Consider the following 19,916-nt stretch of genomic DNA (forward strand, 5'->3'; position numbering starts at 1 on the left):
GGACCAGGCGCAGGCCGGTCCTTCATTTTTTCTTTTGGGCCGGTTTGCCGCCCATTCATTCTGGGTAAGCGATAAAATAGGCGCCCACGAAATAAGGTTGAGTTATGAGCATTAAAAGTGATCGCTGGATTCGACGCGTTGCGCAAGCCCAAGGCATGATCGAGCCCTTCGAGGCGGGGCAGGTGCGCAGCACCGAAAAAGGACGCATTGTCAGCTATGGCACCAGCAGCTACGGCTACGATGTGCGCTGCGCCGACGAGTTCAAGATATTTACCAATATCAACTCCACCATCGTGGACCCCAAGGCTTTCGACGAAAAATCCTTCGTCGACTTCAAGGGCGACGTCTGCATTATTCCGCCCAATTCATTTGCGCTGGCGCGCACGGTCGAATACTTTCGCATTCCGCGCAGCGTGCTGACCATTTGCCTGGGCAAAAGCACTTATGCGCGCTGCGGCATTATCGTGAACGTCACTCCGCTTGAACCCGAGTGGGAAGGCCACGTCACGCTTGAATTTTCCAACACGACCCCGCTGCCCGCCAAGATCTACGCGGGCGAAGGCTGCGCACAAATGCTGTTTTTTGAAAGCGACGAGGTTTGCGAAACTTCGTACCGCGATCGCGGCGGCAAGTATCAGGGCCAGCAAGGCGTGACCTTGCCCCGTACCTAGGAGTTATTGGTATGAAATTTCGTTTTCCCATCGTTATCATCGACGAAGACTACCGTTCCGAGAACGCTTCGGGGCTGGGTATTCGCGCGCTGGCCGCCGCCCTCGAGACCGAGGGCGTCGAAGTGCTGGGCGTGACCAGCTATGGCGACCTTAGTTCGTTTGCGCAGCAGCAAAGCCGGGCCAGCGCCTTTATTTTGTCGATCGACGATGAGGAGTTCGACGTCGACTCGCCCGAAGACGTGGCCAACGCCATCAAGAACCTGCGTTCTTTCATTGGCGAGCTGCGCTTTCGCAACGAAGACATCCCCATTTACCTGTACGGCGAAACCCGCACTTCGCAGCATATTCCCAACGATATTCTGCGCGAGCTGCACGGCTTTATCCATATGTTCGAAGATACGCCCGAATTCGTGGCGCGCCATATCATCCGAGAAGCGCGTGCGTATCTGGACAGCCTGGCGCCGCCGTTTTTTCGCGAACTGGTCAAGTACGCTTCAGACGGTTCGTATTCGTGGCACTGCCCGGGGCACTCGGGCGGCGTGGCCTTCCTGAAAAGCCCGGTGGGGCAGATGTTCCATCAGTTTTTCGGTGAAAACATGCTGCGTGCCGACGTCTGCAACGCCGTCGACGAGCTGGGCCAGTTGCTGGACCACACAGGGCCGGTGGCCGAGTCCGAACTGAACGCCGCACGCATCTTCAACGCCGATCATTGCTTTTTCGTGACCAACGGCACGTCTACCTCGAACAAGATCGTGTGGCACGCCAACGTGGCCATGGACGACGTCGTGGTGGTCGACCGCAATTGCCACAAGTCCATCCTGCACGCCATCACCATGACGGGCGCCATCCCTGTATTCCTGCGCCCCACGCGCAACCATCTGGGCATTATCGGCCCCATTCCGCTCGAGGAATTCGAGCCGGAAAGCATTTTGCGCAAGATCGAAGCCAATCCGTTTGCCAGCAAGCTCAAGAACAAAAAGCCGCGCATTCTTACGCTGACGCAAAGCACGTACGACGGCATTAGCTACAACGTGGAAATGATCAAGGAAAAGCTGGGTTCGGAAATCGATACCCTGCACTTTGACGAAGCCTGGATTCCGCACGCGCCGTTCCACGAGTTCTATACCTCCATGCACGCCATCGGCAAGAACCGCCCGCGCAGCGAGGATGCCCTGGTTTTTGTTACGCACTCCATCCATAAATTGCTGGCAGGCTTGTCGCAGGCCTCGCAAATTACGGTGCAGGACTCCCAGTCGCGCAAGCTCGACCGCAATGTGTTCAACGAGGCCTACCTCATGCACACATCCACTTCGCCGCAGTACGCCATTATTGCGTCCTGCGACGTGGCGGCGGCCATGATGGAACCGCCCGGCGGCACGGCCCTGGTGGAAGAAAGCATCAGCGAAGCCATGGACTTTCGCCGCGCCATGCGCAAGGTCGAATCCGAGTACGGCAAGAACGACTGGTGGTTCAAGGTATGGGGGCCCAATCGCCTGGCGGCCGACGGTATCGGCAATCGCGACGACTGGCTGCTGGAGGCCAACGACGAATGGCACGGCTTTGGCGACCTGGCTTCCGGCTTCAACATGCTGGATCCCATCAAGGCCACGGTCGTTACGCCGGGCCTGGATATTTCGGGCACGTTCGCCGAAACCGGCATTCCGGCGGCGCTGGTTTCCAAGTACCTGGCCGAGCATGGCGTGGTCATCGAAAAAACCGGGCTGTATTCGTTCTTCATCATGTTCACCATCGGCATTACCAAAGGCCGCTGGAACACGCTGCTGACCGCGTTGCAGCAGTTCAAGGACGACTACGACCGCAACCACCCCATGTGGCGCATTTTGCCGGACTTCTGCAAAGTGCATAAGCGCTACGAGAAAATGGGCTTGCGCGACCTGTGCCAGGAAATCCACGAAGCCTACCGGGCCCACGACGTGGCGCGCCTGACCACCGAGATGTATTTAAGCGACATGGTGCCCGCCATGAAGCCGTCGGACGCCTACGCCCGGATGGCGCACCGCGAGGTCGAGCGCGTTGCCATCGACGACCTGGAGGGCCGTGTGACCGGCGTCTTGCTGACCCCATATCCACCCGGCATTCCGCTGTTGATTCCCGGTGAACGCTTCAACCAGCGCATTATTCATTACCTGCAGTTTGCACGCGAGTTCAATCTGCGCTTTCCCGGTTTTGAAACCGATGTGCATGGCCTGGCCAAGGACATCGGCCCTGACGGGCAGGTACGCTCTTACGTTGACTGCATACGCGAAGATTAGCGCGTGGTGACTGGCGTTTTCGATGCGGCGGTGATAGGCGCCGGGGCCGCCGGCATGATGGCGGCGGCGCAAGCCGGCCAGCGCGGCCTGCGCGTGGTGCTGCTGGACCACGCCGAAAAGCTGGGAGAGAAGATCCGGATATCGGGCGGCGGGCGCTGCAACTTTACCAATATCGGCACGACGCCCGCCAATTTCTTTTCGCAGAATCCCAATTTCTGCCGCTCGGCGCTGGCCGCCTATACCCCGCGCGATTTCATTGGGCTGGTCGAGCGCCACGGCATAAGCTGGCACGAAAAACATCGGGGCCAGCTTTTTTGCGACGACTCCAGCGAATCCATCATTGCCATGCTCAGGCGCGAATGCGATGCGGGCAAGGTGGCCTGGCGCATGGCTTGCACGATCAAGTCGCTGACGCGGCAGGCCGACGACTTTCGCCTTGACACTTCCCAGGGCGAAATCCGCGCGCGGCAAGTCGTCCTGGCCACGGGCGGCATGGCAATCCCGCAATTGGGCGCAACCGACTTTGCGCTGGGGATGGCGCGCCAGTTTGGACTGAAGGTGGTGGAACCACGCCCGGCGCTCGTGCCGCTGACCTTCGACGCCCAGCAATGGGCGCCGTTCGGGTTATTGAGCGGCATAGCGCTGGAAGCCGCCGTACGCTGCGGCAGCGGAAAGAGCCGGACTGAATTCCTTGAAGACCTGCTGTTCACGCACAGGGGCCTGTCCGGCCCCGCCATATTGCAGATTTCCAGCTACTGGAATCCCGGCGAGGCCATCATGCTGGATTTGGCGCCGGGCAAGCGCCTGGGCGACGAATGGGTTGCCGGTAAATCGGGCAACCGCCAGGCCCTGGTATCCGTTCTTGCCGCCTTGTGGTCGCGGCGCCTGGCCGAGCAATGGCTGGCCAGCGAGCCCGGGCAGGACGGGACGGCGCTGGGCGCCATGCGCCTGGCCGATATGCCCGACAAAACCTTGCGCGGTTTGGCCGAGCGCATACACAACTGGACGCTGCACCCCACCGGAACGGCGGGCTATAAAAAGGCCGAGGTCATGCGCGGCGGGGTCGACACGCGCGGCATCGATCAAAAAACCATGCAGACCAAGTCGGTGCCTGGCCTGTATTTTGTGGGCGAGGCGCTGGATGTGACCGGCTGGCTGGGCGGCTACAACTTCCAGTGGGCCTGGGCCTCTGGCGCGGCTTGCGGCAGGAGCCTGCACAAGGCTGCCTGACACTGCGCGCACGGCAATAATTCTTCGCATCTTTTTTTACCTGTTTTGTTTTGCAATCGCAGGCTTTCGATGTATGCTTTGCGCTGCTGTTATTGCAAAGTGGGAGAGAGTCAATTTTGGCCGTGGGGCGGCAAACCCCGCAAAGGTACTTATTGACCGCCGAAGGCGCAATTCGCCCAGAATCGCTCAGGCACCCCGTACCACTTTTGCATTGCTTTGCCATTGAAGCAAGACAGCATTCTGGAGAGACTCGCGCCGCCGCATCAACCATGCCGGCAGCGGGCGCCGAAGGTGAATCCCGCAACTCGGGGAAACTCTCAGGCACAAAGGACAGAAGGGCGGTCTCAGCTATTTATATTGTTGTGTTCCGTCCTTGTCCTGCCTTCCGGAGTTTTCATGCCTTCTGCGTTAAAGCGTACCCCTTTGTATGATGCCCATGTCGATGCCGGCGCCAAAATGGTCGACTTCGGCGGCTGGGAAATGCCTGTTTCCTACGGCTCGCAAATCGAAGAGCATCACGCAGTTCGGCGCGACAGCGGCATGTTCGATGTTTCCCACATGCTGGTCATCGACATTGCCGGCCCCGATTCCAAAGCCTATTTGCGCCGCCTCCTGGCCAACGACGCGGCCCGCCTCACGCAGCCGGGCAAGGCCTTGTATTCGTGCATGCTGAATCCCGAAGGCGGGGTCATCGACGACCTTATCGTCTATTTCTTCGATCCCGAAACCTGGCGTGCCGTTGTCAATGCCGGCACGGCCCAGGCCGACCTGGAATGGATGCGGCGCGTGGCGGATACCGAGCACTTCAATGTAAGCCTGCAGCCCCGGCACGACCTGGCCATGATTGCGCTGCAAGGGCCAAATGCCCGCAGGCAGGCGTGGGCCGCGCGTCCAGCCTGGCGGGCTGCCACCGAAGCCCTGAAGCCATTCTCGGCCGCCGTGCTGGCCGACGGCTGTATGGTGGCGCGCACCGGCTATACCGGTGAAGACGGCTTTGAAATCATGCTGCCCGCCACGCAGGCGCAAACGCTCTGGAACGATTTGCTGGCGCTGGGCGTGCGGCCTTGCGGCCTGGGCGCGCGCGATACCTTGCGGCTGGAAGCCGGCATGAATCTGTACGGGCAGGACATGGACGAATCCGTGCTGCCCGCCGAATCCGCTTTGTCATGGACGGTTTCCATGACCGACCCCGAACGTGAATTTATCGGGCGCGACGCGCTCGAGGCGGCGCCCAACGACCGGATCCTGGTTGGCGTCAAGCTGCTGGAACGCGGCGTCATGCGCGCCCACATGGCCGTACGTTGCGCGCAGGGCGAGGGCGAACTGACCAGCGGCACCATGTCGCCAACTATGGGCGTCTCCATCGGCATGGCCCGGGTACCGCTGGGAGTGGCGGTTGGAGACCAGGTTCAAGTGCATATCCGCGACAAATGGGTGCCTGCCGAAATAGTAAAAATGCCCCTGGTGCGCCATGGCAAAATACTGGACGCTTGATTTTTCGTCGCAACTCAAGGCAATGCCGGCCCCGCCAAAGGGTCTTGCCGCTACGCTACGCGTTTATGGGCGCAGCTTTGCCGCAGTGCGTGGTCAATTTTATTTTTTTATGGAATGAATATGAGTCTACCCAATGATCGCAAATACACGTCTACCCACGAATGGGTCAAGGCCGACGGCGACGTGTTCCAGGTTGGCATTACCGATAACGCCCAGGACCAATTGGGCGACCTGGTGTTTGTCGGCGACTTCAAGGTTGGTGCGGCCTTAAGCGCGGGTGATACCGCCGGTGTGGTCGAGTCGGTCAAAGCGGCCTCCGACCTCTATGCTCCGGTCGACGGCGAAATCGTCGCCTTCAACGATACGCTGGACGGGCAGCCCGACCTTATCAACCAGGCTGCTTTCGACACCTGGATTTTCAAGTTCAAGCCCAACAACGCTGCCGACGTCGATGCCCTGCTTGACGGCGACGGCTACCAGTCCCTGGTCGACGCCGGCTGATCATTGCTGCCAACGCTTTGTGCGCGGCGTTCCATGGCGCACTTTTTTTAGACGGGGTTTTTGTACATGTTGCGCGAATCGCATTCTTATTCCGATTTCGTCTTTCGCCATATTGGGCCTGCCGCGCCCGAGCAGGAAAAAATGCTGGCTGCCATTGGCGCGGACAGCCTGCAGGATTTGATACGCGAGGTCGTGCCGGCCAGCATCTTTAAAACGGAAGCGCTGAACCTGCCGCAGTCGCGCAGCGAGGCCAGCGTACTGGCCGAGCTAAAGCAGATAGCGGGGCGCAACCGCGTGTTTCGAAATTATATTGGGCAGGGCTATTACGGCACGCATGTTCCCAATGTCATTTTGCGCAACATTCTTGAAAACCCGGCCTGGTATACCGCGTATACGCCCTACCAGCCCGAAATCTCGCAGGGCCGCCTCGAGGCGCTGCTTAATTTCCAGACCATGGTGGCCGACCTGACGGCGTTGGACATTGCCAATGCCTCGCTGCTTGACGAAGCCACCGCCGCGGCCGAAGCCATGAGCCTTGCGCGGCGAGGCTCGCGGTCCAAAAGCCGGGTGTTCTTCGCTTCAATCCATTGCCATCCGCAAACCCTGCACGTCCTGCAGACGCGCGCGGCGGGACTGGATATCGATGTGGTGGTGGGCGACGAGGCGCAAGGCCTGCCCCCATGCTTCGGCGTGCTGCTGCAATATCCGCACAGCCTGGGCCAGGTGGCCGACTACCATGCGCTGGCCGCTGCCGCCCATGGCCAGGATACCGTGGTGGCGGTAGCCACCGATTTGCTGGCTTTGGCCGTGCTTGCACCGCCGGGCGAATGGGGAGCGGATATCGCCATCGGGTCGGCCCAGCGTTTTGGCGTGCCCTTGGGATTCGGCGGCCCGCATGCGGGCTTCATGGCGTGCAAAGACGCGTTCAAGCGCAATATGCCGGGCCGGCTGGTCGGCGTTTCCAAAGACAGCCAGGGCCAGCCCGCCATGCGCCTGGCGCTGCAAACGCGCGAACAACACATACGGCGCGAAAAGGCCACATCCAATATTTGCACCGCCCAGGCCCTGCTGGCCATCATGGCCGGCATGTATGCCGTCTGGCACGGGCCGGCCGGCATCCGGCGCATGGCGCAGCGCGTGGCCCGGCATACGGCCTTCTTGCGCGACTCGCTGCAGGCATTGGGCGTGCCGTGCGTCAACGACGGATTCTTCGATACCTTGCTGCTGGAAACCGGCACGCATACGCCGGCCATTGTGCGCGCGGCACAGGCGGCATCCATCAATTTGCGTCAGGTGGCCACTGACCGCCTTGCCGTTTCGCTGGACGAAACAGTCGATGCGCAAGACCTGAACGACATACTGCACGTGTTTGCGCAGGCCCTGGGCAAAACTTTGCCCGAAGCAGGCGCCACGACCGGCCAGCAGACCGGCATTCCCGTTCAATTGCAACGCCAATCCGCCATTTTGCAGCACCCTGTGTTTTCGCGCATTCAGTCCGAAACCGATATGCTGCGCTATATGCGCCGCCTGTCCGACAAAGACCTGGCGCTGGACCGCAGCATGATTCCGCTGGGTTCATGCACCATGAAGCTGAATGCCACGGCCGAGATGATTCCCATTACCTGGCCCGAGTTTGCCGACTTGCATCCATACGCGCCGGCCGACCAAAGCCAGGGCTATCAAGAGCTTATCGGCCGCTTGGCCGCGGCCTTGTGCGAAATTACCGGCTATGCGGGCGTAAGCCTGCAGCCCAACTCGGGCGCCCAGGGCGAATACGCCGGCTTGCTGGCCATCCAGGCCTATCATCGCGCCAATGGACAGGCCCAGCGCAATGCCTGCCTGATACCGGCGTCGGCGCACGGCACCAATCCCGCTTCGGCCCAGTTGGCCGGCATGGACGTTGTCGTGGTGGCTTCCGACAGCCATGGCAATGTCGATGTGGCCGACCTCAAGCTCAAGATCGCGCAGGTGGGCGACCGCCTGGCGGCCTTGATGATCACCTATCCGTCCACGCATGGCGTATTCGAAACGGCCATTACAGAAATCTGCGCCCTGGTGTACGAGGCCGGAGGGCAGGTATATCTGGACGGGGCCAACATGAATGCCATGGTGGGCCTGGCCCAACCCGGCCTGTTCGGTTCAGACGTTTCCCACTTGAACTTGCACAAAACGTTTTGCATTCCGCATGGCGGCGGGGGCCCGGGCGTCGGCCCCGTTGCCGTGCGCGAGCACCTGGTGCCGTTCTTGCCGGGCATCCTGAACGACAGGGGCGAGCTGCCGGCCGGCGCCGGCGGCGTTGTTGCCGCGGCGCCTTACGGTTCGGCCGGCATCTTGCCGATTTCATACGTCTATATCGCCCTGATGGGCGCGGACGGCTTGCGCCGGGCCTCCGAGGTTGCCATTCTTAACGCCAACTATATTGCCGCGCGCCTTGCCGGGCACTACCCGGTTCTATATGCCGGGCCCAAAGGCCGTGTGGCGCACGAGTGCATTCTGGATATCCGCGCCATCAAAGACAGCTGCGGCATATCGAACGAAGACATTGCCAAGCGGCTGGTCGATTACGGCTTCCATGCGCCCACCATGAGCTTTCCGGTGGCCGGGACGCTGATGGTCGAGCCCACCGAGTCCGAGGGGCTGGCCGAGCTGGACCGCTTTGTCGATGCGATGATCGCCATCCGCGGTGAAATCGCGCAGATTGAAAGCGGCGAAAGGGACAAACTGGACAACGTCCTGACAAATGCCCCTCATACGGCGCAGATGCTGATGGTGTCGCAGTGGGAACACGGCTATAGCCGCGAAGAGGCAGCCTACCCCCTAAGCAGCTTGCGCCACGATAAGTACTGGCCGCCCGTAGCCCGCGTAGATAACGTCTATGGGGACCGCAACTTGGTCTGCTCTTGTCCGCCCATGGAAGACTATATGAATAGTGCTGTCAGCGCTTGACGGATTGCTGTCAAGGACCGGCGCTTGCATGACCTCTGGAAATATCGCAGCTTTTGCGTCAGTTCCTGTAAACATGGCGGTCTGCGCATCGGCAAGCGTCGGTGAGCAGACCGCCTTTGCATCAATCCAGCTTTTCCAGCACCGACTTGATGGTGGCAAAGAGCCGGTCTATTTGTTCGTCTTCGACGATAAGCGGGGGCGAAACGGCGATGGTGTCGCCGGTATAGCGTAAAAGAACGCCCTGGTCGAAGCATGCCTGGAAGGCTTCTTCAGTGCGGGTTCCGGGGGCTCCGGGCCTTGCGGCCAGTTCTATGCCCGCCACCAGTCCCAGATTGCGAACGTCCACCACATGGCGCACGCCATTGAGTTTGTGCGCGGCCGCTTCGAGCTTGGGCGCCATTGCACTGGCGCGCGCAAACAGTTTTTCACGTTCGTAGATTTCCAGGGTGGCCAGTACGGCAGCCATGGCCAAGGGGTGGCCCGAATAGGTGTAGCCGTGGAACAGCTCGATGCCGCCGGCGGCTGAGTTCATGATGCCGTCGTGGATTTCGCGCCGTATGGCGACCGCCCCGCAGGGCACGCTGGCATTGCTGATGCCTTTGGCCAGGGTGATAAGGTCGGGTACAACGCCGAAGAAGTCGCTGGCCGTGGCTGCGCCCAGGCGTCCGAAGGCCGTGATGACTTCGTCGAAGATCAACAAAATGCCGTGCTTTTCGGTGATGGCTCGCAGTTTTTCCAGATAGCCCTTGGGCGGCAGCAGCACGCCGGCCGAACCGGCCATGGGTTCGACGATGACGGCGGCGATGGTCGAGGCGTCGTGCAGGGCGATCAGCTGTTCGAGTTCGTCGGCCAAGTGCGCGCCCCAGGCCGGCTGGCCCCGGCTGAACGCATTGTGTTCCAGGCTGTGCGTATGCGAAAGATGGTCGACGGCCGGCAGCAGGGCGCCCGAAAACGCCTTGCGGTTGGGCGTAATGCCGCCCACCGATATGCCGCCAAAGCCTACGCCGTGATAGCCGCGCTGGCGGCCGATGAAGCGCGTGCGCGAGCCTTCGCCGAGCGAGCGGTGGTAGGCCAGGGCGATTTTCAGCGCAGTGTCGACCGATTCCGAGCCCGAATTCGTGAAGAATATGCGATCCAGGCCCGCCGGCATGATTTTGGCAACTGCCGCTGCGGCTTCGAAGGCGCCCGCATGGCCCATTTGAAAACCCGGGGCATAGTCCAGGGTGCTGGTCTGGCGCGTGATGGCGTCGATGATTTCCTGGCGGCCGTGTCCCGCATTGACACACCATAGCCCCGAAGTGCTGTCCAGTATTCGCCGGCCGTTGATGTCGGTGTAATACATGCCTTTGGCGCTGGCCAGCAGGCGCGGGCGCTGCTTGAACTGCCGGTTGGCCGTAAACGGCATCCAAAGGTTGGAAAGGTCGGGAATGCTGGCGTTGTCGTTCATGCTGGCCCTTTTGATGCAAAAGACATGATCATGGTTTTTTACGGCGATACACCACGAAGTCGAACCTGTAGCCGTTTTCGTCGGGCTGCGCCAGCCTTTCGGCCTCTTCCCATTCGGATTGCGGCAAGGGCGGGAAAAACACGTCGCCTTCGACTTGAGCATGGACTTCAGTGGCGACGATCTCATCGGCCAGGGGAAGCGCCTGTTCGAAAATTTGCGCGCCGCCGATAATGCAGGCCGTGCCGCCGGGAGGGCAGCTTGCCAGCGCAGCGTTTAGCGAGCTGAACACCGTTGCGCCTTGCGCACTAAATTCCGGGTCGCGGCTGATCACCAGGTTGGGCCGGCCGGGCAGGGGGCGGCCCAGGGATTCCCAGGTTTTACGTCCCATGATAATGGGCTGGCCCATGGTGTTGCGCTTGAAGTGGGCCAGGTCGCTGGGCAGGCGCCAGGGCAGCGCGTTGTCGCGGCCTATGACGCGGTTGTCGGAATAGGCTACGACGAACTTGATGCGAACTTGGGTCATGAGCAGCCCTTAAACCGCCACGGGCGCTTTGATGTGCGGATGCGGATCGTAGTCGGTGATTTCGAAGTCTTCGTATTCGTAATCGAAGAGGCTGGCCGGCTTGCGCTTGATATGCAGTTTGGGATAGGGGCGCGGTTCGCGCGACAGCTGCAATTGGACCTGGTCGAAGTGGTTGCTGTAAAGATGGCAGTCGCCGCCCGTCCAGATGAAGTCGCCGACGTCAAGATTGCACTGTTGCGCAACCATGTGCGTCAGTAGGGCGTAGCTGGCAATATTGAACGGCACGCCCAGGAAAATATCGGCGCTGCGCTGGTACAACTGGCAGGACAACTTGCCGTCGGCAACATAGAACTGGAAAAAGGCGTGGCAGGGCGGTAGCGCCATATTGGGAATGTCGCTGACATTCCAGGCCGAAACAATAAGCCGGCGCGAGTCGGGATTGCTGCGAATCTGTTCCAGAACCTGCGAGATCTGGTCGATGTTGTTGCCGCTGGGCGTGGGCCACGAGCGCCATTGCACCCCATATACGGGCCCCAGGTTGCCTTGTTCGTCGGCCCATTCATTCCAGATGCTGACGCCGCGTTCTTGTAGCCACTGTACATTGGAGTCGCCGCGCAAAAACCACAGCAGTTCTATGAAGATGCTTTTGGTGTGCAGCTTTTTGGTGGTGACAAGCGGGAAGCCTTCTGCAAGATTGAAACGCATTTGATGGCCGAATATCGACCTCGTGCCCGTGCCGGTGCGGTCGGTCTTGGTTTGGCCGTGCTCAAAGACGTGGCGCATGAAGTCTTCGTATTGGTGCATAAGTATTACCGGGCGTCGTAGGTTAGGGGGCGGGTGCTTGTGTGTCGACAATCGAAACCGCATGGGTGATTTCGGCTGTCTTGCCAAGCATGGCGGTGGCCGAGCAGTATTTTTCGTGGGAAAGCTGTACTGCGCGTTCGACCGCGGCGGTGGGCAGGCTGGCTCCGGTCACGAGAAATGCAAAATGGATCTTGGTGAATACCTTGGGGTCGGTCTCGGCGCGTTCGGCGGTCAGTTTAACCCGGCAACCGCTTACTTTGTGGCGGCCGCGCTTCAGGATAAGGACGACGTCGTAGGCTGCGCACCCGCCCGCACCGGTCAGCATCATTTCCATGGGGCGGGGGGCCTGGTTGTGGCCGCCGCCGTCGGGTGCCCCGTCCATGGCGGTAATGTGCCCGCTGCCCGTGCGTGCGACGAACAGCATGCCGTCGGGGCCGCCCCAGTCAATAGTGCATTCCATTTGATCAACCTCGTTGCGTAATCGTAAAAGTATTGAAAGGGTAATGATTACCGATCCACATTCAAACTGCAATCTACCGGCGTGCCGGATTTTTTATATTATTGAGCCGGGGGTCGCTGAAGGAATTGCCCGCAGCCGGCTTTGCGAACCGCTGTTTGCCGCCTGGCGCGTTCAGATCCCCGGGGCAAGACGGGACTGTGTCCGTTGTTGCCGGTATTTGAATTTTAACTTGCGGTTTTGCCGGGGGACTCATGCGCGAACACCTTCATACTTCACAGCAACCTGGCTTTGCCAGGCGCCAAGGCCGGTTGGACGCGCTGCTTGGCGAAGTGGGTACGGCGCTTACCGTGCTTAGCGGAGCTGCCCACGCCGGCCGCCCCAACCCCGGCGGCAAGGCCGGCCCAGGGCCGCAGGCCATGCCTGCCGCCGAACAAAAGCACTCCGCCGGTTTGATGCGTGTCAACCATGTCGGCGAAATTTGCGCTCAGGCTTTGTATCGCGGGCAGGCCGTGCTGTGCCGCGACGAAAAGGCCAGGCAGGTCTTCAGGGATGCCGCCGCCGAAGAAGTCGATCATCTGGTTTGGTGCAACCAGCGCCTGCGCGAACTGCAAAGCCGGCCCAGCTATCTGAATCCGCTTTGGTATGGCGGCTCGTTCGCCCTGGGCTTGCTGGCCGGGCTTGGCGGCACTTCCCGAAACCTGGGCTTCATGGCCGAAACCGAGGCCCAGGTCGAACGCCACCTGGAGTCTCATTTGAAGGACTTGCCCGCAGGGGACGAGCGCTCCAGGCGTATTGTCGAGCAAATGCGCGACGACGAGGCGCGCCACAGGGATACCGCCCAGGCCAGCGGGGGACAGGTTTTGCCGCGTCCGGTCAAGTTCGCCATGCGCTGCATGTCCAAAGTCATGACCACGACCGCTTACCGGATCTAATAGGGCCGAAGCGCGAACGAAATCGTGGCGTGGATGAAAAGTCGACTCAGGGTTTATACGGCAGGGTTAACGCCAAAGCGGCATTAAGTATCAAAACGAAACAATCGTGAAGATATTTTTCAAATCGCGGGTTTTTACTAGTGTTTAGCTCTTGCCTTCTTAGGGGAATGCTGCATAAATGCAACAATTTGCCGGTTTGAGCATAAATCCAAAATAATTCTTGCAATGCAGCAAGTGCTTCTATACAATTTAGTTATCGGATGTCGAAACGTGATTGCAGAGGGAAAACCCCCGGTCACGCGGTCTCAAGCTTAACGCTTTAGCAGCCCGGCATGCCAAGGTTGTCTCCTCCACCCTCCTCCTTTGGTGGATTTAACCCGAGATCTTTTGATCTCGGGTTTTTTTTTGCCTTTTTCGCCGACTATGGGCTGCTTTTCCAGGGAGATCCGTATTATCTGGAGTAATATTTTTAGTTGCATCTTTTTCCGAGCATGAAGGTGTGCTGTTACATATACGGCCGATAATGATGTCTGATCAATTGTGGATGGGGGTTATGTGGCTTCGCCAGTGACCTGGGACTCTTTAACCTGGATTTATATTTGCGTCGTGGCGTTTACCGTCGGCGGCCTTATTGTTGCGTCCGAACGTTGGCATGGATCTTTTACGGGCGACTCCGACCTGCACAAGCCCCAGGCTTCGCATTCGCGCGCAACGCCGCGTGTCGGCGGCCTGGCGGTTGTGGCGGGCAGCCTGGCCGGCCTGCTGGTGCTGGGGCCGCGCAACATGACGCTGACCTGGCTGTGGCCGGTGCTGTTCATTGCGGCCATGCCGGTTTTTGTTGCCGGCCTGCTGGAAGACATTACCAAGGACGTGGGCTCGGGCAAGCGCTTGCTGGCGGCTTTCGTTTCCGCGGCCATTGCATGGTGGCTGCTGGGCGGCGTTTCGCGGGTGGGGTTCAGCGGTTTCGATTGGCTGCTTTCATTCTGGCCGGTATCGCTGCTTTTCACTGTGGTTGCGGTGGGCGGGTGCACGCATGCGCTCAATATTGTGGACGGCATGAACGGCCTGGCCGGTATGGTCGCCACGCTTATGGCGGCCTCGATAGCCTTGGTTGCGCTGCAGGTGCAGGACTACCCCATTTTCTTGATTGCTACGGCGCTGGCCGCGGCCACGCTGGGTTTTCTGGTGTGGAATTTTCCGTTCGGCCGTGTGTTCCTGGGTGACGGCGGGGCCTATTTCCTGGGCTTCATGCTGGCCGAACTGGCCGTCTTGCTGGTTATTCGCAATCCCGGCGTTTCGCCTTTCTATGCGTTGGCCGTGCTTTTCTATCCGGTTTTCGAGACGCTGTTTTCCATTTGGCGCCGCCGCTTCAAGCGGGGCACGCCCATCGACCAGCCCGATGCCCTGCATTTGCATCAATTGGTGTTCCGGCGGCTTGTGCGTGTCACGTTCAGCCGCGACAGCCGCCATGCCGTGCCGGCGCTGTGCAATGCCATGGCGTCTCCGTATTTGTGGCTGCTGACATTGGTGGGCTTGGTGCCCGCCACGATCTGGTGGGACAACGCGTGGGCGCTATGCGCCAGCCTGGTGGCGTTTGCCTCGGTTTATATCTGGCTATATTCTAGGCTGGTGTCCTGGCGCCGCCCGTCCTGGCTGTTGTTGCCTTCGCTGGGGCGCCGGCGCGACAAATAGCCCGGCGCGATTCCAGCGGTTTATGCAAGTTTTTTTTTCGTGTTCTGATTCTTATACTAGCGCGCAGCGTAGGAGATTCAAGTTGCAAATTCAAGACGTTAAATTAGCGGTTGTCGGTTTGGGCTATGTTGGCCTGCCTTTGGCTGTCGAGTTCGGAAAAAAGCGCCCGGTACTGGGTTTTGACATCAACGCACGCCGTATCGCCGAACTGAAAGAAGGCAAGGATCACACGCTTGAAGTCGACGCACCGGAAATGGCGCAAGCCAAGCACCTGCGTTTTGCACACGAGGCGGTGCAACTGGCCGAAGCCAACGTATTTATCGTCACCGTACCCACGCCCATCGACGAATACAAGCAACCTGACCTGACGCCATTGGTGCGCGCCAGCGAAACCCTGGGCAAAGTGCTGAAACGCGGCGATATCGTTATTTACGAATCCACGGTTTATCCCGGTGCCACCGAAGAAGTCTGTGTGCCGGTGCTCGAGCGCGTTTCGGGATTGCGCTTCAACGAAGACTTCTATGCCGGCTACAGCCCCGAGCGCATCAACCCGGGCGACAAGTCGCACCGCGTCTCGACCATCAAAAAAGTCACATCGGGGTCCACCCCCGAAGTCGCCGATCTGGTCGATGAGCTGTACCGCGAGATTATCGTTGCGGGCACGCACAAGGCCCAGTCCATCCGCGTCGCAGAAGCCGCCAAGGTCATTGAAAACACCCAGCGCGACGTGAACATTGCGCTGATCAACGAACTGGCGCTTATCTTCAATAGATTGGGCATCGATACGCAGGCTGTGCTTGAAGCGGCCGGCACCAAATGGAACTTCCTGCCGTTTCGTCCGGGCCTGGTGGGCGGGCATTGCATCGGCGTCGACCCCTACTACCTGACGCATAAAGCGCAGTCCATCGGCTACCACCCCGAAATCATTCTGGCCGGACGCAGGCTGAACGACTCCATGGGCGGCTATGTCGTCTCGCAACTGGTCAAGGCCATGACCAAGCAGCGCATCCAGGTACAGGGTTCCAAAGTGCTGGTCATGGGCCTTACATTCAAAGAAAACTGCCCCGACCTGCGCAACACCCGGGTGGTGGACATCGTGCGCGAATTGGCCGAATACAACATCGATGTCGATGTGTACGACCCGTGGGTGCTTGCTGCCGATGCCGAGCACGAATACGGCATTACGCCGGTTCAGACCCTTAAACAGGGCGCATACGACGGCATTATCCTTGCCGTGTCGCATCATCAGTTCGTCGAACTTGGCCCCAAGGGTATCCGCGCGCTGGGCAAACCGGAACATGTGCTCTACGATCTTAAATACGTCCTGACGGCCGACGAGTCGGATTTGCGCCTGTAATACTGCAACGAAAAAGGTTTGATGACATGAGTACTCGCTATCAAAAAGTTCTGGCCGACCTCAATACCTCGCCCAAGCGGTGGCTGGTCACGGGTTGCGCCGGCTTTATCGGCTCGAACCTGCTTGAAACGCTGCTGCAGATGGGGCAGACGGTCGTGGGGCTCGATAATTTCGCAACCGGCCACCAATACAATCTGGACGAGGTCCAGAAAATCGTCGGTCCTGAAAAATGGGCGAAGTTCACCTTGATCGAAGGCGACATCCGCGACCAGGCGGCCTGCGCAAAGGCGGTGAAGGACGTCGACTTCGTCTTGCATCAGGCTGCGCTGGGTTCGGTGCCGCGTTCGCTTAAAGATCCGGTCACGACCAACGACGTCAATATTTCGGGCTTTCTGAATATGCTGGTGGCAGCTCGCGATGCCGGCGTGAAGTCGTTTGTATACGCCGCGTCCAGCTCCACCTACGGCGACCACGAGGCCCTGCCCAAGGTCGAAGACCGTATCGGGCATCCGCTTTCGCCTTATGCCGTAACCAAGTTCGTCAACGAACTGTATGCCGATGTGTTCGCCCGCTCGTACGGCTTCGGCAGCATAGGCTTGCGCTACTTCAATGTGTTCGGCAAGCGCCAGGATCCCAACGGCGCCTATGCGGCGGTCATTCCGAAGTGGGTGTCGGCCATGATCCGCAATGAAGATGTCGTCGTCAATGGCGACGGCGAAACCAGCCGTGACTTCTGCTATGTCGAGAACGCAGTGCAGGCCAACATCCTGGCCGCGCTGGCGCAGCCCGAGGGCGTCAACCAGGTTTACAACGTGGCGTTCAATGCCCGCACTTCGCTGAACGAACTGTTCCAGTACTTGGCCAAGTCGTTGGGCAATAACGGCGTTGTCTACGACAAGCAGCCGGTTTATGCCGATTTCCGTGCCGGCGATGTGCGCCATTCGCAGGCCGACATCAGCAAGGCCAAGAACTTGCTGGGCTACGAGCCCATGCATAACATCGTCCAGGGCCTGGAGGTTGCAATGCCCTGGTATACACAGTTCCTGCGTTGATGCTTTCGACTTGAAAACGTTTTCTCAAAGACTTTCCAGCTTGCACGCCGACCACCGGCGTATCGCTATGGGGGCGGCGCGAGTCGCCTTTTTTTTGTTGCTGGGCAAGGCGGCGGGTGCGCTCAAGGAAATGGCCGTGGCATATCGCTACGGCGTCAGCGACGCGGTCGACGCCTACCAGTTCACCATCACCATGGCAAGCTGGCTGCCGCTTACGATAGTCGGCGCCTTGTCGGTCGTCCTGATTCCCGTGCTGGTGCGCACGCGTTACGACGACCGTGCGGCGCGCGCGCGCTTCCTGGGCGAACTGCAGGGCTGGACTATTGCGGGCGGCACCGTGCTGGCCGTACTGACGTATCTGCTGTGGCCGTTGATATTGGACTGGGTCGGCCTGGGGCTTAGCGCCCAGGCGCGCCAGATGAGCCTGGAATTGAACATAGCCTTTGCTCCGGCGGCACTGCTGACGCTGGTAACAGGCATCAGTGCCGCGCGCTTGCGCGCGCACGAGCGGCATATCAATACCTTGCTGGACAGCGTTCCGGCAGTCGTCATCCTGGTTTGGGTGCTGCTTGCCGGGGTAGTGACCGATGTGGGGCCATTGATGTGGGGAACGCTGGTCGGGTACCTTATCCAGTCGGCCTGGCTTTTGTGGCTGGCGGCAAGGGCCGACGGCATGTGGGGACGGCCGCGCCTGGCCTGGTCGGCGCACCAATGGCCCGATCTGGTCAAGGCGGCCGGTGTGATGCTGCTGGGACAGGTTGCCATGAGCTTTGTCGGGCCTATCGACCAATATACGGCGGCCAACCTGGGCGGCAATGCCAATGCAACCCTGGGCTATGCCAGCCGCCTGCTGTCCCTGGTGCTGGGAATAGGGGCGGCCTCGGTGGGGCGTGCGGCCTTGCCGGTACTGGCCGACATACAAAGCCGGGGCGATCGGGCGCGGGCGCGTTCGATGGCGCTCAAGTGGTCGGTGCTGATGCTGGCCGCGGGAGCGGCCGCTACGCTGGTAGGCTGGATTCTGGCGCCGTGGGGCGTGGCGCTTTTGTTCGAGCGCGGCGCTTTTACCGCCCAGGATACGGTCTCGGTCGCCCACGTCCTGCGCTGGGGTCTGCTGCAATTGCCTTTCTATTTCGGTGTGCTGGTTCTGGTGCAATTGCTGGCCAGCCAGAACCGCTATCGCATCATGGCGATTATCGCCATTGCCAACTTCGGCCTGAAGGCCGTCATGAATTTCGTTCTGGCGCCCAGTATGGGCGCCGCCGGCATTATGCTGGCTACCAGCCTCATGTATGCCTTGTCTTACATTTGTTACGTGGCTGTTGCTGTGAGGTCGGCGCACGCCGGGCATACTTCAAGCTAGTTTTTTGAAACGGGTATTGTTTTGTCTTCTACGCAGTCCGCATCCGCGCCTCATTTATTGATTGTCATCCATTCGTTAAGCGGGGGCGGCGCCGAACGCGTGGCTGTCGACTTGAGCGCCTACTGGGTCGAACGCGGCTATCGCGTCTCGATAGCCACGCAAACCGGCGCCGACGACGATGCCTATGCCTTGCATCCGTCGGTGCAACGCATTGTGCTCGGTACAGCCGCGCCCAGCCAGGGAAGGGCGTCGGCGCTGCTCGCCAACTTGCGCCGGGTCTGGAAGCTGCGGCGCCTTATACGCAGGCAGCGCCCCGCCGTGGTGCTGGGCATGATGACGACCGCCTCGGTGCTGGCTATTGTGGCCGCGCGCGGCCTGGGTTGCCGGGTAATTGCCACAGAACATACGCATCCGCCATCGCAGGAACTGCCGGACATGTGGTTGCGCCTGCGTCGCTGGGCTTACCCCCAGGCCAGCAGGGTGGTGGCGCTTACGTCCGGTACCGCGGCCTGGCTTGAAGAGCACGTGCCGGGCTCGGCGCTGTCTGTAATTCCCAATGCCGTGTGCTGGCCCTTGAAACAAGGCGAACCGGTGCTGCCTCCGCCAGAAAAGAACGGTCGCTTTCGCCTGTTGGCGGTGGGGCGTTTGCACCAGCACAAGGGTTTCGATCTACTTATTGAAGCCTTCCGCGGGATTGCCGAGTACTTTCCGGCCTGGGATCTTGTCATAATGGGCGAAGGCGAGGACCGCGAAAGCCTGCAGGCCCAGATCGACGACGCCGGCTTGTCGGAACGCATAACGCTGGCTGGGCGCGTCGGCAATATTGGCGACTGGTACGAACAGTCCGACCTATACGTGCTTAGCTCGCGTGTCGAGGGGCTGTCCAATTCATTGCTGGAAGCCATGGCCAGCGGCCTGGCTTCGGTTGCCTACGATTGCGAAACCGGACCTCGTGAAATTATCCGCAACGGCATCGACGGCGTGCTGGTCAATCCGCCGGAAGACGTCGAGGCATTGGCGGCGCATCTGTCCGACCTGATGGCGCACGAAGCCAAGCGCGAGGCCTATGCCAAGCGCGCGGTGGACGTGCTGGATCGCTTTTCGACAGCCCGGGTCATGGCCTTGTGGCAGCAGGTGTTCGAAAGACGGTAAGCGGCTGTGCGGCATGTGCCGT

At 60.1% G+C, this 19,916-nt stretch carries 16 protein-coding genes and 2 riboswitches; of the genes, 12 read left to right on the forward strand and 4 right to left on the reverse strand.

The annotated features are described in order from the left end of the window. The first annotated feature begins 104 nt into the window (after positions 1-104). The 6 genes from dcd (at position 105) to gcvP (ending at position 9,115) form a co-directional block, all read left to right on the forward strand. A complete protein-coding gene (gene dcd / locus DFR37_RS15005; RefSeq protein ID WP_113934096.1) occupies positions 105-671 on the forward strand; it encodes a dCTP deaminase in 567 nt (188 codons plus the stop codon). Positions 672-682: 11 nt separating this feature from the next. Continuing rightward, the gene (locus DFR37_RS15010) at positions 683-2,944 is read left to right on the forward strand and encodes an arginine/lysine/ornithine decarboxylase (protein ID WP_113934097.1); all 2,262 of its coding nucleotides are present in this window, start codon (positions 683-685) and stop codon (positions 2,942-2,944) included. A gap of 6 nt (positions 2,945-2,950) precedes the next feature. Beyond that, positions 2,951-4,174 carry a BaiN/RdsA family NAD(P)/FAD-dependent oxidoreductase gene (locus tag DFR37_RS15015; RefSeq protein WP_170139936.1) on the forward strand — a complete coding sequence of 408 codons (1,224 nt, stop codon included), beginning with the start codon at positions 2,951-2,953 and terminating at the stop codon, positions 4,172-4,174. Between the two features lie 90 nt (positions 4,175-4,264). Beyond that, positions 4,265-4,387: riboswitch (glycine riboswitch) on the forward strand. A 17-nt stretch (positions 4,388-4,404) separates the two neighbouring features. Then, positions 4,405-4,518, forward strand: a riboswitch (glycine riboswitch). A 52-nt stretch (positions 4,519-4,570) separates the two neighbouring features. Then, on the forward strand, positions 4,571-5,668 hold the full coding sequence (gene gcvT, locus DFR37_RS15020; protein ID WP_113934098.1) for a glycine cleavage system aminomethyltransferase GcvT: 1,098 nt from the start codon (positions 4,571-4,573) through the stop codon (positions 5,666-5,668). Between the two features lie 120 nt (positions 5,669-5,788). Beyond that, complete coding sequence (gcvH, locus tag DFR37_RS15025) at positions 5,789-6,169, forward strand: glycine cleavage system protein GcvH (protein ID WP_113934099.1); 381 nt, start codon at positions 5,789-5,791, stop codon at positions 6,167-6,169. A 66-nt stretch (positions 6,170-6,235) separates the two neighbouring features. After that, positions 6,236-9,115 carry an aminomethyl-transferring glycine dehydrogenase gene (gene gcvP, locus DFR37_RS15030; protein ID WP_113934100.1) on the forward strand — a complete coding sequence of 960 codons (2,880 nt, stop codon included), beginning with the start codon at positions 6,236-6,238 and terminating at the stop codon, positions 9,113-9,115. Positions 9,116-9,236: 121 nt separating this feature from the next. Here the strand turns inward: gcvP and aptA are convergent, their stop codons facing one another. Genes aptA through DFR37_RS15050 form a run of 4 tightly spaced genes read right to left on the reverse strand, consistent with a single transcriptional unit; the run spans position 9,237 to position 12,349 of the window. Then, positions 9,237-10,562 carry an omega-aminotransferase AptA gene (gene aptA / locus DFR37_RS15035; RefSeq protein WP_113934101.1) on the reverse strand — a complete coding sequence of 442 codons (1,326 nt, stop codon included), beginning with the start codon at positions 10,560-10,562 and terminating at the stop codon, positions 9,237-9,239. A gap of 28 nt (positions 10,563-10,590) precedes the next feature. Beyond that, positions 10,591-11,085, reverse strand: a complete 495-nt coding sequence (locus tag DFR37_RS15040) for a dihydrofolate reductase (protein ID WP_113934102.1) — start codon at positions 11,083-11,085, stop codon at positions 10,591-10,593. A gap of 9 nt (positions 11,086-11,094) precedes the next feature. Continuing rightward, positions 11,095-11,889, reverse strand: coding sequence for a thymidylate synthase (locus DFR37_RS15045; protein ID WP_113934103.1), 795 nt, complete (start codon positions 11,887-11,889; stop codon positions 11,095-11,097). Between the two features lie 22 nt (positions 11,890-11,911). Next, positions 11,912-12,349: an OsmC family protein gene (locus DFR37_RS15050; protein ID WP_113934104.1), complete on the reverse strand. Its 438-nt coding sequence runs from the start codon at positions 12,347-12,349 to the stop codon at positions 11,912-11,914. Positions 12,350-12,600: 251 nt separating this feature from the next. Between DFR37_RS15050 and coq7 the strand changes: the two genes are divergently transcribed. The 6 genes from coq7 to DFR37_RS15080 all read left to right on the forward strand — a co-directional run bounded on the left by coq7 (position 12,601) and on the right by DFR37_RS15080 (position 19,894). Beyond that, a complete protein-coding gene (gene coq7 / locus DFR37_RS15055; protein WP_113934105.1) occupies positions 12,601-13,281 on the forward strand; it encodes a 2-polyprenyl-3-methyl-6-methoxy-1,4-benzoquinone monooxygenase in 681 nt (226 codons plus the stop codon). 567 nt (positions 13,282-13,848) lie between these two features. After that, positions 13,849-14,973, forward strand: a complete 1,125-nt coding sequence (locus DFR37_RS15060; RefSeq protein WP_113934136.1) for an MraY family glycosyltransferase — start codon at positions 13,849-13,851, stop codon at positions 14,971-14,973. 82 nt (positions 14,974-15,055) lie between these two features. After that, positions 15,056-16,330 (forward strand): Vi polysaccharide biosynthesis UDP-N-acetylglucosamine C-6 dehydrogenase TviB, encoded by a 1,275-nt coding sequence (gene tviB / locus DFR37_RS15065; RefSeq protein WP_113934106.1) that lies wholly within the window; start codon positions 15,056-15,058, stop codon positions 16,328-16,330. Positions 16,331-16,356: 26 nt separating this feature from the next. Then, a complete protein-coding gene (locus DFR37_RS15070; protein WP_113934107.1) occupies positions 16,357-17,382 on the forward strand; it encodes an SDR family oxidoreductase in 1,026 nt (341 codons plus the stop codon). Between the two features lie 67 nt (positions 17,383-17,449). Continuing rightward, positions 17,450-18,742 (forward strand): murein biosynthesis integral membrane protein MurJ, encoded by a 1,293-nt coding sequence (gene murJ, locus DFR37_RS15075; protein WP_379881510.1) that lies wholly within the window; start codon positions 17,450-17,452, stop codon positions 18,740-18,742. 21 nt (positions 18,743-18,763) lie between these two features. Beyond that, on the forward strand, positions 18,764-19,894 hold the full coding sequence (locus DFR37_RS15080) for a glycosyltransferase family 4 protein (RefSeq protein ID WP_242341878.1): 1,131 nt from the start codon (positions 18,764-18,766) through the stop codon (positions 19,892-19,894). The last annotated feature ends 22 nt before the right edge of the window (positions 19,895-19,916 follow it).

The sequence above is a fragment of the Eoetvoesiella caeni genome, assembly GCF_003315175.1.
Classification (GTDB): domain Bacteria; phylum Pseudomonadota; class Gammaproteobacteria; order Burkholderiales; family Burkholderiaceae_B; genus Eoetvoesia; species Eoetvoesia caeni.

What these genes read in the sequence shown, in the direction of transcription:
- dcd (WP_113934096.1), top strand. Translation starts at nt 105, where the DNA reads ATGAGCATTAAAAGTGATCGCTGGATTCGACGCGTTGCGCAAGCCCAA.
- DFR37_RS15010 (WP_113934097.1), top strand. Translation starts at nt 683, where the DNA reads ATGAAATTTCGTTTTCCCATCGTTATCATCGACGAAGACTACCGTTCC.
- gcvT (WP_113934098.1), top strand. Translation starts at nt 4,571, where the DNA reads ATGCCTTCTGCGTTAAAGCGTACCCCTTTGTATGATGCCCATGTCGAT.
- gcvH (WP_113934099.1), top strand. Translation starts at nt 5,789, where the DNA reads ATGAGTCTACCCAATGATCGCAAATACACGTCTACCCACGAATGGGTC.
- gcvP (WP_113934100.1), top strand. Translation starts at nt 6,236, where the DNA reads ATGTTGCGCGAATCGCATTCTTATTCCGATTTCGTCTTTCGCCATATT.
- aptA (WP_113934101.1), bottom strand. Translation starts at nt 10,562, where the DNA reads ATGAACGACAACGCCAGCATTCCCGACCTTTCCAACCTTTGGATGCCG.
- DFR37_RS15040 (WP_113934102.1), bottom strand. Translation starts at nt 11,085, where the DNA reads ATGACCCAAGTTCGCATCAAGTTCGTCGTAGCCTATTCCGACAACCGC.
- DFR37_RS15045 (WP_113934103.1), bottom strand. Translation starts at nt 11,889, where the DNA reads ATGCACCAATACGAAGACTTCATGCGCCACGTCTTTGAGCACGGCCAA.
- DFR37_RS15050 (WP_113934104.1), bottom strand. Translation starts at nt 12,349, where the DNA reads ATGGAATGCACTATTGACTGGGGCGGCCCCGACGGCATGCTGTTCGTC.
- coq7 (WP_113934105.1), top strand. Translation starts at nt 12,601, where the DNA reads ATGCGCGAACACCTTCATACTTCACAGCAACCTGGCTTTGCCAGGCGC.
- DFR37_RS15070 (WP_113934107.1), top strand. Translation starts at nt 16,357, where the DNA reads ATGAGTACTCGCTATCAAAAAGTTCTGGCCGACCTCAATACCTCGCCC.
- murJ (WP_379881510.1), top strand. Translation starts at nt 17,450, where the DNA reads ATGGGGGCGGCGCGAGTCGCCTTTTTTTTGTTGCTGGGCAAGGCGGCG.